A 14,389-nucleotide genomic window follows, 5' to 3' on the forward strand; every position below is an offset into this window, starting at 1 on the left:
TGATGGGCGGGGGCGCGACGGGCGGGGGCGCGACGGGAGGGGCCACGGTGGCGGGCGGCGCAGCGGGTGCCGGTGTCGGCTCCGGCGCAGCTGCAGTTGTCGGCGCAGGCACCGGCGCACGCTCAGAAGTCGGTGCGGCGCGCACCGGGGCTGGCTCGGCAGCGACGCCGAAATCCGGCTCGAGAAACTCGGGTACCGACGCGTTCAGATCGAGCGGTTGGATGATGGCGGTGTCGCCCGGGCGCATGCGGGTCTGCGGTTCGACGAGCTTCGGCACCGCGACGGCGGCTCCGCACTCGCCACAGAACATGGCTCCGGCCGGCAATACTGTGTCGCAGTTTCTGCACTTCACGGGGTCGCCCCCTGACGATCCGAACCCTGTCGAGCAGCTACCTGTTTCCCCACGGCCTGCCGACCGGTGCGTCGCGAGTCGCGAGCACCTCGTGCCACAGTACCAAGAGACCGCAGCGAGACGAGCGCTTTGAGCCGTTGCCAGCGAGTCGTGCCCGCGCCGAGTCCCGCGCTCAGTTCGGTCACGGCCTTCCATACCTTGTCGGCCTCTTCTTTGCTCGGCTCGCGCGGAGAGAACACCGCGCGGTCGCTGATCGCGGCGAGGATCGCGGGCTGGCTGCCACCCACGGCATGGGCGACTTCGCGCCGCGTGGCGGTCGCGGGCACGTCGAGCCCGTGATCGAGGATCGCGTCGCGATACTCCTGCCAGCCGCCGCTGATTCGGGCCAGCGGGGTGGCCGCGCGGCGACGCAGGCGACGACGGCGCACCTTGGCGGCGATGATCACGAGGAACGGCGACACGAGCACGGCGAGGCCGAGCGCGGCCCAGCCGACGATGCGCGCGACGAGGAGCGCGATCGCGAGCCAGGAGTCGTCGGGCGCCGGCTCGTCGGGCGTCGACTCCTGCGGGGTCTGCTCGTCCTGGCGGTCGGGCTGCAGGGGCGGCGGCGGGATGACGGACTGCGGGCGCGACACCGTCGTCGGCTCTTCGGGCTGTTCCTCGGGGATCTCGCGCACCGGCGGGTTCGGGTCGATCGAAACCCAGCCGTACTGCTGCGTGTCGACCTCGATCCAGGCGGAGACCGAGTCGCCGGTGACCTCCGTCGCACCCGACTCGTTCACCTCGGGGGCGAAGCCGAACACTACGCGCGCCGGGAACCCCAGCTGGCGCGCCATCAGCGCCGCGGTCACCGCGTACTGCTCGGCGTCGCCGATCATGCGCTGGTCGGTCAGCAGCTGCGTGATGCGGTCGGCCGAGTGTCCCGACCGGCTCGCGGGTTCGTCGTCGGAGATGCCGTGGCTGATGTAGCCGTCGGCCTTGAGCCCGTCGATCATGGCGGCGAGCCGGTTGCCCTCGCCGTCGATGCCGTCGACGTACCGGTCGAGCACGATCTCGGTCTCCTCCGGCAACACGGTGATGCCGGGCACGACCGCCGAGCCCGGACGCAGCCCGGCGACGCCGTCGGCACCGGGCTGGCGCGGGATGACCGCCTCGAGCGAGTACTCGTCGCCCGGACGCAGCCCGCCGATGACGGCGGCGGTGCCCGCCGTGTCGTTGTAGTAGAAGGCGTTGCGCAGCGAGGTGGCCCGGGAGCCGGCGAAGTCGATGGCCTCGAGCTGGCCGGCGGTGGGAACCCACACACCGCTGTAGCCGTCGACCGTGACATCCAGAACCACCGTCTGCCCCGACACCGCCGACTGGTCGAACCGATACGGCACGCGGGTGAACGAGCCGGATTCGCTCGTGACGCTCGCGCTGCCGACCGAGTAGACGATGCCGTCGTAGGTGTCGAGAGTGGCCATGCGGATGCGCCCGCCGGACGGCAGTCCGCCCACCGTGAACAGCACCTCGCTCGCCGTCGCGGGCTGGAGGAATCGGCGGAACCCGGCGAGCGGGCTCACGTAGTCGCGCGGGTCGAACGGCTGCACGACGGTCGACCGAGCCACCTCGCGCGGCGTCGTCGGCGGGGCGAAGACGGCACCCGCGACCCCCGCTGCCCCCGCGATCGCGAGGATGACGGTCGCCGCGACGATGGTGCGGAATCCGAAGAGACGGTGATCGGATGGCACGGGGGCACCGGTGCCGTCGGTGCTGCGCGCGTCGGCCGCCAGCCTGCGGACCGCCTCGCGCCGGGCGTACCAGCGTCGCCACATGAGCCAGACCAGCGTGACGACGATGAGCGCCACGGAGAGCACGAGCGGCCAGGTGGCGTAGTCGGGCCCCAACGCGAGGGCGGCGAGGTAGAGCGCGATAGGCCCGATCGCGGCGAGGCCTCCGCGCTTCGCCCGCAGGGCGGTGGTCAGCGCGATGACGCTCACGCCGAGCACGAGCACGAAGGCGGGAACGAGGAGGGCCTGGTAGTCGCCCACCGGCAGCGTGATCGTGAGCAGCTGTTTCCAGCCGAGCGCGACACCGGAGACCAGCTGCCAGAGGCCGTCGAGGGTGGGCAACACCCCGTAGAGCGACTGCAGCGGCACCGCGAGCGGCACGCCGAGCAGCAGGAAGACCACGACGGTCGCCGCGAGCACGACCGGCGACGTCCAGCGGAACACGGCGCCGAGGATCGCGACCGCCGAGCCGGCGAGGGTCGTCACACCGACCAGCAGCGCGATGGACGGGCTCTGGTAGATGGGCCAGAACGCGACGGAGGCGATGGCGATCCCCGCCCAGAGGAAGAGCGTGTTCGCGACGACGTCGGCCGCGGAGAGCCGCAGGCGACGCGAGCGACGCCCGTTCTCGTTCAGACCGCGCCCGCTCATGCCGCGACCACCCGGGCGAGCGACTTGGGCAGATCTTCCAGGTAGCCGATGGTGAGCACGCTCAGACCCGGGGCGGTGCGCAGTTTCGGAGCGGCATCCGGATCGCACACTACGGCGATCACCTCGACCCCGGCGGGGAACTTCGTGCTGGCCGCGCGCAGCTCGGTCGGGGTCGCCGCCGACCCGCAGATGAGGAAGGCGACGGACACGCCGGCCACCTCGTTGCCCGCCACCCGAGCGATGTCGGTGATCGCGATGGCCGTCTCGGCGGCCTCGACGACGGCGAGCTCGTCGAGCAGGCGCTCGCGGCTGCGGGTCGACAGCGAGCGCACGGCGAAGACCTTGCGCGCCGCGAACTCCGGCGTCTTCTCGCTCACCACCACGGAGACGTCGCGGATCTCCCGGATGGCGCGCGATCCGAGCGACCCCGCGACGCTGACCGCCATCTCGAACTCGTCCTCCGTCGCGTAGTCGGTGCTCGCGAGGCTGAGGGCGATGACGATGTGACTGCGCCGGGTCTGCTCGAACTGCCGCACCATGTAGGTGCCGGTCTTGGCGGTCGACTTCCAGTGGATGTTGCGGCGCTCGTCACCCGGCTGATAGTCGCGCAGGGCGTGGAAGGCGATGTCCGAGTTGGACAGGTCGCGCGTCGGGGTGCCCTCGAGGTCGCGCACGAGGCCCGCGCTCATGCTCGGGATGCCGATGGTGCGGGGGTGGATGAAGAGTTCGGATGTCCCGGTCCACACGAGCTCGCGGCGCACCAGTCCGATCGGGTCGGCGCGCACGGTGCGGGCGGGTCCGACGGCGACGACACCGCGGCGGCGGGTGGGGATGGCGAAGCGTTGCACCGACTCCGCACCGCGGGCGAGGCTCGGCACGGCGATCTCGGCGAGTCCGTGCGCGACCGGGATCTCGACGGTGACCCCCAGCGTCCTGCCGATACCGGCGTTGCGCACGACGACCGTGCCCTGCGCCTCCTGTCCGACGACGACGCGGGAGTGGGCAACGTCGAGCGTGATGGCGACGGCGTTGCGGCCCACGAGGTAGAGGATCGCCACGGCCACGAGCACGATCCCGGCGAACCCGGCGACTACCAGCTCGACCCAGCCGAAACCGTAGCCGGCGAGCAGCGAGACGGGGATCGCGGCGAAGACGACCCAGCCGAGCGGCGTCACCACGGCGGCAGCGCGGGTCACGAGCCGCGCGACGAACGTGCGCACCCCGCGCGCGAGCCGCACCGTCGTGATCACGGTGTCGGCGATGAAGCCGGTGCGGTTGCCGACGATCTTGGTGCGCGCGTTGGTGAGCCCCTCGGTGGCCGTGGGGAAGTTCGAATCGGACCGCAGGGTCACACGGCTTGCCGATCACTCGGCGGCGGCGTCTCGATGAGAAGCTGGGCGATGATGCTGGTGCCCGTGACGCCGTCGAACTCCGCCTCGGGATCGAGCACGAGCCGGTGTGCCAGCACGGGTTCGGCCAGCGCCTTCACGTCGTCGGGGGTCACGTAGTGGCGGCCGTTCGACGCGGCGAGCGTCTTCGCGGTGCGCACGAGGGCGAGGGCGCCGCGCACGCTGGCGCCGAGACGTACCTCGGTCGCGGTGCGGGTCGCGTCGACGAGCCGCGACACGTAGTCGTTGATGCTGGGGTCGACGTGCACGGTGCGGGCCAGCCGCGCCATCTCGATGATGACCTCGGCGCTCGCGATCGCGGGCACGGTGGTGTCGTGTGCCCGGGTGCCGGCACCCTCGAGGATGCGCAGCGTGGACGCGTGGTCGGGGTAGCCGATCGACGTCTTCATGATGAAGCGGTCGAGCTGCGCCTCGGGAAGCCGGTAGGTGCCCGCCTGCTCGATCGGGTTCTGGGTGGCGATCACCATGAACGGCAGGCTCACCGGGTGGGTGACGCCGTCGACCGTGACGGTGCCCTCCTCCATGACCTCGAGCAGTGCCGACTGGGTCTTCGGGCTGGCCCGGTTGATCTCGTCGGCCAACACGATGTTGGCGAAGATGGGCCCGCGGTGGAACTCGAAGTCGCCCGAGCGCTGGTCGAAGATGCTCACACCGGTGATATCGCCTGGCAGCAGGTCGGGGGTGAACTGCACGCGGTTGCTGACGCCGTCGACGCTCTGCGCGATCGCGCGCGCGAAGCTCGTCTTCCCGGTTCCGGGGAAGTCCTCGAGCAGCAGGTGGCCCTCGCTGAGCAGCGCCGTGAACCCGAGCCGGATGACGAAGGTCTTGCCGAGCAGGACGGTTTCGACGTTGGTGACGAGGCGCGTGAAGTTGTCGGAGAACCAGCTAGCCTGCTCGGGTGTCATCGTCATGCAGTGATCTCTAGTCTCTCTAGTCCTGTGAATCCGAGCCGGGAGCCGGCTCGGGCAACGTACACGCGCCCTCGACGACGTGTGTCAGCTCGCCCCCGCCGCCGGTGGCGGTCGTGGTGAGGCGGATCGCCGTCGTCCCCGGCGGCACCGCCTCGCCCTCAGTGTATTCGGGCCACTCTTCCCAATTCTCGAGGACACCGGCGAGGGGACGATTGAACGCGACCCGGAAACCGACCGTCTGGGGGCCGCCCGCCGTCGGGCCCGTCCAGGCGGTGGAACCGGGGTCGTCGCCGGACGGCGCCCTGCACAGGTCGATCGTGGATCGCGCGTTGAGCGGCGTGAGCGTCGCCTGCGAGAACTCGGTACCGCAGTAGTCCGCGGTCGCGTCGCGGCACGCGCGGAACTGCACGGTCTGCGGGTTGCCATAGACACCGGTATTCGCGGCCGACGTCAGCCATTGCCCCTCTTGCAGGGAGGTCCATCCGCCGTCGATGCGGTACTCGAACCGGGAAGCGAAGCCGGAGCCGACGCTGAACTCGCTGGCCGCCCGGATATCGAGCTGGCCGCTCCCGCCCCTGTCCGCGAGCGTGGCCGTGATATTCGGAGCGCCCGGAGGCTTCTTGCTCTCCACGGGACCGGTGCCGACGACCGAACAGTAGCGACCGTTGTCGGCGTAGACGTAGTAGGTGTAGGTGGCGCCGTCGGCGAGGCCGGAGTCGATCCAACCCGTGCTCACGCCCGTGGCTGTTGGCGAGACGCATGCGGTCGGGGCCGCGTTTCCGGCCTGCACGCGGCGCACGCTGTAGGTGGGCGTGCCGCCGCCGTTCGCTCCGAAGTTGCCCCAGGTCACGGTGATGGTGCCGTCGGTTCCGCTCGCAGCAGCCGGTGCCTGGGCGGGCGTGGTCGGCGGCCCGACGGTCGTGACCGACCGCGACGCCGACCGTATCCAGTCGCGTGGTGACGCGACCTGCGCGCTGTTGCGGGCGTAGACACGCACCGAGAACTCCGTGGCCGTCGGCAGGCCGCTGAAGGTGGTGCTCGTCGCCGTGCGCCCGAGGTCGCGGGTCTCGCCGTTGAACTCGACGCTGTAGCCGGTGATCGGCGTGCCCGGCTGGGGGTCGGGCACCGTCTGCCACGACACCGTCACGGCTCCACCGGCCGGCGCGAGGTCGGCGGCGGCCGGGACCGCGGTCACGTCGGGAGCCGACGGCAGGTAGTCGACCGTGTACGGGTCGCTCGCGGCGCTCGGCGCGGAGTCGCCGACCGCGTTGACCGCGATGACCTGCAGGCGGTACGGCTCACCGATGGTGAGACCCGGCAGGGCGCAGATCAGGGCGGTTCCACAGTCGTGGCTGTAGTTGGCAGCGGCGCCCACGACCCGGTAGTTCGTGATCGGGGAGTTGTTGGGCTGGGGCGCGACCATGCGCAGGGTCAACGTGTCGTCGCCGAAGCTGTTCGCCTGACGCACGGGTTTCGCCGGGGCATCCGGAACATCCTGAACCGAGATACGCACCGAGCCCCAGACGTAACGGTCGGGGTCGCGGCTGGCGTCGGAGACCTGGTACTGCACGAGCGTGTCGACCGGAGCGGCGTTCGCGCCCACGTTCACGGTGAGGCGGGAGTTGTCGCTCGAGGCGGTGACGGTGACCCCCGCCGGCAGGGACGCACCGTCGATACCGCGCACCGTGACGACGCGCAGCGGCTGTCCGGGGAACGGGTTGGTGGCCTGGTCGTTGGCGAGCACGTCGACGACCGTCGACTGCCCGCGCCGGGCCACGGCGGTGTCTCCCGCGGGAACGGCCAGCGGCCGGGTCGAGGGCACGACCCGCAGCTGGATGCGGCCCGACTGCCCCTCGGCCAGCGCGTCGCGCACACCGAGAGAGATGGCCGTGACGGTGTTCTTCGCCACCGTGTCGCGCGCGGTGATGCTGAGGTTCCGTCCGTCGAGTTCGTACTCGAAGCCCTCGGGGAACGGCGCGAGCACCGAGTACGTCAGCTCGTCGACGTCGTTGCTGTACGGGTAGTTCGTCACCTGGGTGAGGTCGACGAACTTCTGCTCGCCCGGCTCGAACTCGATCGTGGCCCCGGTGAACACGGGCGGCTGATTCTCGCGGGGGTTGACCGTGATGGGCAGCACCAGATTGGCCGTGCGCCCGGCCGGATCGTTCGCCGAGGTGCCGTCGGTCACCTCGAACGAGATGGAAGCGGGACCGAAGTAGAGGTCGGCGGAGGTGAACGACAGCGTGTTCGAGTCGACCACGAGCGAGGAGCCGTCGGAGTGGGTCGCCCGCACCGTGCTCGAGTCGGTGATGCGCACGCGCCGGCCGTCGACGGCGAGCACGTAGTCATTGAGCTCGATCGTGAGCGTCTCCTCGCTCACGACCTGCAGCCGGGGCGCGTCGCGGTTGAGCTGCGGCAGTGCATCCTTGAACCCGGGTACCCAGATGAACGCGTACGAACGCGCCGAACTGTCGTCGGGGTTGGTCACCGCGAACGGGATGATCTGCCGTTCCTCGGCGATGGTCACCTGGATCTGCTTGTTGCCGGTAATCCGGGCCGTCGTGTCGTAGCCGGAGACGATCGACAGGTCGAGCCCGCTCACGGGACCGTCGGCGAAGAACACGTTGGCCAGCACGTCGACGTTGATCGTCGCGCGGTCGAGTACGTCGGTGAGCGAGAGCACGGTGTCGCGGGCGACCGGGTAGGCGCGGGGGGCGTCCTCGCTCACGATCACGGTCACGAAGTTCGAGCTCGAACCGCCGAGCTCGTTCGCGATCGTGTAGACGAGCCCGTAGCTGCCGGGCGTCTCCGGGGCGGCGATGTCGACGATGGTCTCGTCGTCGTCGATCGTGGCCGTCAGGTTCTCGTCGTTCGGCTGCACCGACACGACGCGCAGCGCGCTGCCGTCGGGGTCGGAGTCGTTCGCGAGCACCTGCACCGAGACGGTGGCGCCCGGCCGCACGTTCACCTCGTCTTCGATCGCGACCGGATTGCGCGCGTCGGCGAGCGGCGGGCTGATGCCGATGCGCACCGTTCCCGTCGCGCGCGCACCGAGCGTGTCGGCCACCGTGTAGGTGAAGGTGTCGGTGCCCGCCGAATAGACGCCCGCCTCGTACTCGATCGTCGACGTGCCGACGGCGACGACGCCGCCCTTCTCGGGGCTGGTCTCCTGGCCGAGCAGCTGCACGGAGTCGCCGTCGGGGTCGATGCCGTCGAGCGGGATGTCGATCGTGACGCTGTCGCCCGCGATGACCCGGGCCGTGACGGTCGCGGGAACCGGCGGATGGTTCGTCTCGGCATTCGGTTCCCTCACCTCGATGCTCACCTGCGCCTGCGCCGTCTGCCCGAGCGGTCCGATCAGCTCGTAGACCGCCGTGAAGTTGCCGGTCGTGGCGGGCGCGAGGTACCGCAGGGTGTTGCCGGAGACGAACAGCAGCCCCGAGTCGCCGCTGAGCCCGTCGACGAGCACCGGGTTGAGGGTCATCGGCTCGCCGTCGGGCTGTTCGTCGTTGCGCATGACGTCGATCGTGATGGCGTCGCCGACGCGCACGGTGGCGGTGTCGTCGCGGGCGATCGGGGGCTGCAACCGGGCGGGCGGCGCGACCTCGACGACCGTGATGGTGCCCTGCGACTCGGTGAGGCCGTTCGTGATGCGGTAGCCGAACGATACCGGCCCGGCGAGCGGACCGATGAGGGTGACGCGCACGGAGCGTTGCTCGAGTACCTCGGCACGGATTCCGGATGCCTCGGGCACACCCACGACGCCGGTGACGAGCAGCACTCCCCCGGCGGGGTCGATGTCGGTGCCCGCCACATCGACGGTGCGGCTGTTGAGCGTCGGGATGAAGACGGTCTTGGGGATCGTGATGGGGGCGGTGTTCGCGTCCGGGGGCGCCGTGACATCCACCCTCACGAGCCCCGTGACGGTCTGGTCGTTGTCGGTGACGACGAACTCGACGTAGTGCGACCTGATCTCGTCGGTCGAGAACCGGAAGGTGCCCGTCTCGTAGCTCGGCGTGATGGTGACGCCGGTCTTGGCCGGTACGGCGTTCAGCCGCACGGCGCCGTTGCCGCCGCGAACGTGCTCGAGCGGCGAGATCGTGATCTCCTCGCCCGAGTAGGCGGGCACCACGAAGGGGTCGGCGATGATCGGCACGTCGCCGGGCGCGCGCGTGGTGACGGTGAGCGAGCCGTTCGCCGTGGCCGACCCGTCGGACACGACGAGAGACACCGTGGAGGCCCCGAGGCTCGCGCCGCCGTCGGTGACGATCACGGTTCCCTCGGGCTTGTAGCTCACCGTCATCGGGCTCGCGACGCCCGCCGACACGAGGTAGAACGGGTCGCCGTCGGGGTCGATCCAGTCGTCGAGAACCGGAACGGTGACCTGCGCCGAGCTCGCGACGGTGGCCTGGCTGTTGCGCACCTGCTGCGGGGGCGAGTTCTCGCCCGGCTGACGCACCACGACGTCGACGGTGGCACTCGCCGATCCGCCGCGGCCGTCGTCGATCGTGTAGCCGAAGCTCACGGTGCCCTGCGCCTCGGGCTTGAGGGTGAGCTGCAGCTCCTGCCCGTTCTCGATCAAATCGATGCGACCGACGGCCTCGTCGATCGCGGTGACCGAGCTGACGACGATGACGTCGGCGTTGGGGTCGTAGTCGTTGAGCAGCACCGGCAGCACGCTCGACCGGCCCGCCCGGGCGCCGAAGTCGTCGTCGACCGCGACCGGCGGCAACTGGTTCTTCTCGATCTCGGGCGGGGTGTTCTCGTCGTTCTGCTCGACCTGCTGCTGGTCTTCGTCGACGTTGATCAGGTCGTCCCAGTTGTCGATCAGCTCGCCGCCCTCCTGCACCGCCCACGAGGCGCCGCCGAGCGCGTCGTTGAGCAGCAGCCGCGTGCCGTTGACCTTGAAACCCAAGGCGGCATTGCCCGGCATGTCGAGCTGCAGCGTGGTCGGCTCGTCCGAGTCGTCGCAGAGCCGCCACGACTGGCCGTTCGACCAGGCGGCGAACGTGCAGCCGCCCAGCACGACGGGTGCCGCGGCCGTGCCGGCGCCGTCCTCCGCGAGAACCGAGACCTCGCCGCCCGAGAACGCCACCCCGGCCAGGCCCCCCGAGTGCGCGACGAGCACGGCGTCGCCGGTGACGCTCGCCGCCTGCAGCACGGTGCCGTCGTCGACGGTGTCGCCCAGGTCGACGACGCGGCCGGCCAGTTCGAGCTCGTTGGCGTCACGATCGAGCACGGCCCAGCGCCCGGCGACAGACGTGATCGCGAACGATCCGGTGTCGCCACCGAGCTCGGTGTCGTCGCTGGCCGTCACCGAGCTCGAGGTCGCCGCGTCGACGCGGTACACCTCGCGGGCCTCGGGCGAGAACGCGAAGAGCAGCCCGTTCTCGTCGACACTCACCACCGAACCGGCCCCCAGACTCAGTGTCGGCTCCTGCTCGGCGTCGAAGTCGCCGAGATCGACGGTCGGCATGATCCAGATCTCGCCGCTGCCCTCCGAGTAGACGACGGAGTTGTCGCCGGCGAGGAAGACGCCTGGCTGATCGGGCGGCAGCGGCACGCTGTCCGAAACCTCGGATGTCGCGGCGTCGACGATCTCGAGGGTGGCGTCTGCGCGGTCGAACATCAGCACGGTGGACCCGCGCTGCACCACATCGAGGTCGGCGCCGGAACCGGCGACGACACTGTTCAGCTCGAGCACCTCGGTGTTCGCGCGCCCGACGAAGCTCTCGGAGCTGTTCGACACCCAGACCGAGGCGTCACCGAGGTCGAGGCGCTGGGCGGTGTACCCGGTCGAGACGACCGCGACGACCGCGACGAGGGTCGCGACAACGAAACCGCTCGTCGCGGTCGCGACGAGCGATGTGTGGGATCGGATCCAGCGCCTGATCATTCAGGACGCCTGATCGGTGTCACGCGTTTCACCCGGCGATGTCCACGCATTTCGGATTGCTCGAGTCGCCGAGCGTGCCGTCGCGGCTCACCCGCACCGAGATGCACACGTGGTCTCCCGGGTCGCCGTCGGTCAGGAACTCGGGGGTGGACTGCACGCTCACTTCGCCACCGTCGAGGGCGATCTGGTAGGCGTCGGACTCCTCGAGTCCCGGGTTCTGCCACGAGAACCTGACGTTGTCGCCGTCGACGATCGCGGCGATGTCGGAGACGACGGGGATGTCGTTCGACGTGGATTTGATCAGGACGAAGGTGGCCGTCGCACCCAGCGCGATCACGAGAGCCGCGCAGGCCACGAGAATCCAGGAAAGGGTCTGCATGCTCCTGCCCGCCGGCGCCTTCGTGGCGCCGAAGCTGCGATGGCCCGGCGCCGCACTGCGGCCGCCCACGCTGCGGTGCCCGTCGGTAGCGCGGTGGTCGCTGTTCTTCATGAGGGTGCCGACGGCCTCGTAGTCTGCCGACGCCTGCGGCGCACGCCGTCGGCGACGGTTGGTCGGCACGGCGCCCGAGGCGTTGGCAACCCCGCGAACGCGGGTGCGGTCTTCCAGGTCGGCCACGGTGGCCAGCGCCCAGTCGTCGACGGCCACCTCCACCGGCGTCTGGGCGACGCCCAGCTCGCTCTCGATCGACTGCAGTTCGCGCACGAGCTCGATGACGCTCGCCGGTCGGTTCTTCGGGGCCTTCGACATCCCCCGGGTGAGGGCGCGCTCGAGGCTGGCCGGCACGTCGGGGCGGCCGATCGGCTGCGCCTTCGCGCGATTGATACGCGAGATGAGGTCGACCGAGGTGTTCGACTCCCCCGGCACCTCGAACGGCGACCGCCCGGCGATCAGCGAGTAGACGGTGGCGGCGAACGCCCACACTTCCGACTCGATGGTTCCGGCCGTCTCATCCATCAGCACTTCCGGAGCCGACCAGGGGATCGACATGCCGACGGCCTGCTGCGAATCGGACTCGCTCAGCGTGGCCGCGATGCCGAAGTCGGACAGCACGGGGTGACCGTAGGCGGTGAGCAGGATGTTGGAGGGCTTGATGTCGCGGTGCAGCACGCCGGCCACGTGCGCCGTCTCGATCGCGCTGCCGATCTTGATCGCGATGCGCAGCACCTCGGCTACGGGCAGCCGTTCCGCCCGGTAGCGCTGGCTCAGCGACGAGGAACAGAGTTCCATCACGAGGTAGGGGCGCCCGTCAGACGAGACGCTCGCCTGATAGACGGTGAGGATGGAGGGGTGCGCGCTCAACTGGGCCATGAGGTTGGCCTCGGCCTGGAACATCTGCCGCACCTGGTCGTTGACGACCTCGGCGAGCATGACCTTCACTGCGACCTGCCGACGCGGCATGTTCTGTTCGTACAGGAAGACGTCGGCGAAGCCGCCGGAACCGAGCACGTGGATGTACGAGAACCCGGGAAGGATCGGGGGTTGGGAAGGCAGCCGACGTGCCACGTACAACCCCCTCAGACCGCAGACAGACTTTTCTTATTCTAGGCAGTTTGTGTCAGAGCACTCTATGGGTAGCGCGCGGCGCGGTGGTTCCCAGTTCGGACGGTTCCGGTGCGGCGACGACATCGACGACCAACACGGTGATGTTATCCCGCCCACCCTCGGCGAGAGCAGCGTCGACCAACGCGCTGGCCGTCTCGTCAGCCGAGAGCCCGGCCGCGAGGTGCATGCGCAGACGCTCGTCTTCGACCTCTCCGGTGAGTCCGTCGGAGCAGACCAGCAGCCGCAGCCCCGCGTGCAGGGGCAGCAGCCAGAAGTCGGGCGTCGGCTGCGACTGGAAGCCGACGGCCCGTGTGATGACATTGCCGTCGGGGTGGTTGTGCGCCTGGGCCTGCGAGATGACCCCGCTGTCGACGAGCTGCTGTACGAGCGAGTGGTCGACGGTGACCTGGGCGAGCTCGTTGCGTTCGTAGCGGTAGACACGGCTGTCGCCGATGTTGAAGATCGCGAAGTAGGGGTCGCCGTCGACGAGGGTGAGCACCGCGCCGGTGACGGTGGTGCCGACGCCGATCTCGCTGCCGTCGGAGATGACGTCGATGTCGGCGCTGGCCCGCTCCAACGCGGGCTCGATCGATTCGGGGGCGATGAAGTCGGAGGTGCGCGCCTCGGCGAGCCGCGTGACGACGGCCGCACTGGCGAGGTCGCCGGCGAGGTGGCCGCCCATGCCGTCGGCGATCGCGAATACCGGCGGGGCGGCGATGAAGCTGTCTTCGTTGGCGGCGCGGCGACGACCCACGTCGGTCACGGCCGCCCAGGATATGCGGATCTCCGCGTCGCCGTCGCCCGGAATCGGGATGACGAGTTCCGGGGTGCTCGCGCCGATCTCGGTCATGCCGCGGCCCCGTTGATGGTGGCGTTAGTGAGCATGGCCGTGTCCCCCGAGCTGACGTTGTAGTGGCAGTATCTCGATGACGTTGCCGTCTCCGATGTCCACGAGCGTACCCGGGGTTACGACCATCGCCTCGCCTTGGCGCAGCGAGCGCGGCGCGCTGCCGGGCACGGAGACGGTGGATCCGTTGGTCGAGCGCAGGTCGGTGACGATGATGGATGTCGCGAGCTGGCGTATCTCGAGGTGCGTGCCCGACACCTCGCCCTGGGGGGACGCTACCTTGACCAGCTTCGGCAGAACCCCGCTCTGGATGCGCGGCGAACGCGGGGCGCGACCGACGTAGACGGCCGTGTCGAGCAGTACCGTGCGACCGTTGGCCCCGACCCGGAACCCGTAGCTGGGGGCCTGTGGTTCCGCGACGACCCGCTCGGTGAAGGGCGCGGTGTCACGCTGCGACGCCGTGGCAACTGCGACCGCTGCCGCTGCCGCGTCATCCACCGCGGGCCGGCCGACGATCGTGTCGTCGAAATCGGGAGCTGCCGGCTGCTGCGGGCGCGGAGCACGGCGCACGGTGTCGTCGAGGTCGGGTTGCACGCTCCCAGTATCCTCCGCCGCGTGCGACCCCGGACGGCTACTCGCCGATGAACGACATCACGTGCTTGACGCGGGTGTAGTCCTCGAAGCCGTAGCTCGAGAGGTCTTTGCCGTAGCCGGAGTGCTTGAACCCGCCGTGCGGCATCTCGGCAACCAGAGGGATGTGGGTGTTGATCCAGACGCAGCCGAAGTCGAGGCGCTTCGCCATGCGCATCGCACGGCCGTGGTTCGTCGTCCAGACGCTCGACGACAGGCCGTACTGCACATCGTTGGCCCAGGCGAGTGCCTGGCGCTCGTCGGTGAAGCTCTGCACCGTGATGACCGGGCCGAAGATCTCGTTCTGCACCGCGTCATCCGTCTGCACGAGTCCCGACACGATGGTCGCCTCGTGGAAGTAGCCGACGGATCCCTGCCGAC

9 protein-coding genes are annotated in these 14,389 nt (G+C 69.9%); all 9 read right to left on the minus strand.

The window, feature by feature from the left end; all coding sequences use genetic code 11:
- Nucleotides 1-352, minus strand: a 352-nt coding sequence (locus tag ACLQ6X_RS02140) for a zinc-ribbon domain-containing protein (RefSeq protein ID WP_411698517.1), incomplete at its 3' end; no start/stop codon positions are given.
- Nucleotides 349-2,772, minus strand: coding sequence for a transglutaminase-like domain-containing protein (locus ACLQ6X_RS02145; protein WP_411698518.1), 2,424 nt, complete (start codon nt 2,770-2,772; stop codon nt 349-351). The genes ACLQ6X_RS02140 and ACLQ6X_RS02145, both read right to left, overlap by 4 nt.
- Nucleotides 2,769-4,124: a DUF58 domain-containing protein gene (locus ACLQ6X_RS02150; protein WP_411698519.1), complete on the minus strand. Its 1,356-nt coding sequence runs from the start codon at nt 4,122-4,124 to the stop codon at nt 2,769-2,771. The genes ACLQ6X_RS02145 and ACLQ6X_RS02150 overlap by 4 nt, the downstream gene beginning before the upstream one ends.
- A complete protein-coding gene (locus ACLQ6X_RS02155; protein ID WP_411698520.1) occupies nt 4,121-5,092 on the minus strand; it encodes an AAA family ATPase in 972 nt (323 codons plus the stop codon). Before ACLQ6X_RS02155 ends, ACLQ6X_RS02150 begins: the two co-directional genes overlap by 4 nt.
- A 19-nt stretch (nt 5,093-5,111) precedes the next feature.
- Entirely contained in the window at nt 5,112-10,988 is a 5,877-nt protein-coding gene (locus ACLQ6X_RS02160) for an Ig-like domain-containing protein (protein WP_411698521.1), read from the minus strand.
- A 28-nt stretch (nt 10,989-11,016) separates the two neighbouring features.
- Entirely contained in the window at nt 11,017-12,492 is a 1,476-nt protein-coding gene (locus ACLQ6X_RS02165) for a serine/threonine-protein kinase (protein WP_411698522.1), read from the minus strand.
- Nucleotides 12,493-12,544: 52 nt separating this feature from the next.
- Nucleotides 12,545-13,381 (minus strand): PP2C family protein-serine/threonine phosphatase, encoded by an 837-nt coding sequence (locus ACLQ6X_RS02170; protein ID WP_411698523.1) that lies wholly within the window; start codon nt 13,379-13,381, stop codon nt 12,545-12,547.
- A 24-nt stretch (nt 13,382-13,405) separates the two neighbouring features.
- Entirely contained in the window at nt 13,406-13,972 is a 567-nt protein-coding gene (locus tag ACLQ6X_RS02175) for an FHA domain-containing protein (protein ID WP_411698524.1), read from the minus strand.
- A 37-nt stretch (nt 13,973-14,009) separates the two neighbouring features.
- Nucleotides 14,010-14,389, minus strand: a 380-nt coding sequence (locus ACLQ6X_RS02180; protein WP_411698525.1) for an aldehyde dehydrogenase family protein, incomplete at its 5' end; no start/stop codon positions are given.

This window comes from Conyzicola sp., from assembly GCF_046714715.1.
Lineage (GTDB): Bacteria > Actinomycetota > Actinomycetes > Actinomycetales > Microbacteriaceae > Conyzicola.

Coding starts and splice junctions, on each gene's coding strand:
- ACLQ6X_RS02155 (WP_411698520.1), bottom strand. CDS start 5,092: ATGACGATGACACCCGAGCAGGCTAGCTGGTTCTCCGACAACTTCACG.
- ACLQ6X_RS02160 (WP_411698521.1), bottom strand. CDS start 10,988: ATGATCAGGCGCTGGATCCGATCCCACACATCGCTCGTCGCGACCGCG.
- ACLQ6X_RS02170 (WP_411698523.1), bottom strand. CDS start 13,381: ATGACCGAGATCGGCGCGAGCACCCCGGAACTCGTCATCCCGATTCCG.
- ACLQ6X_RS02145 (WP_411698518.1), bottom strand. CDS start 2,772: ATGAGCGGGCGCGGTCTGAACGAGAACGGGCGTCGCTCGCGTCGCCTG.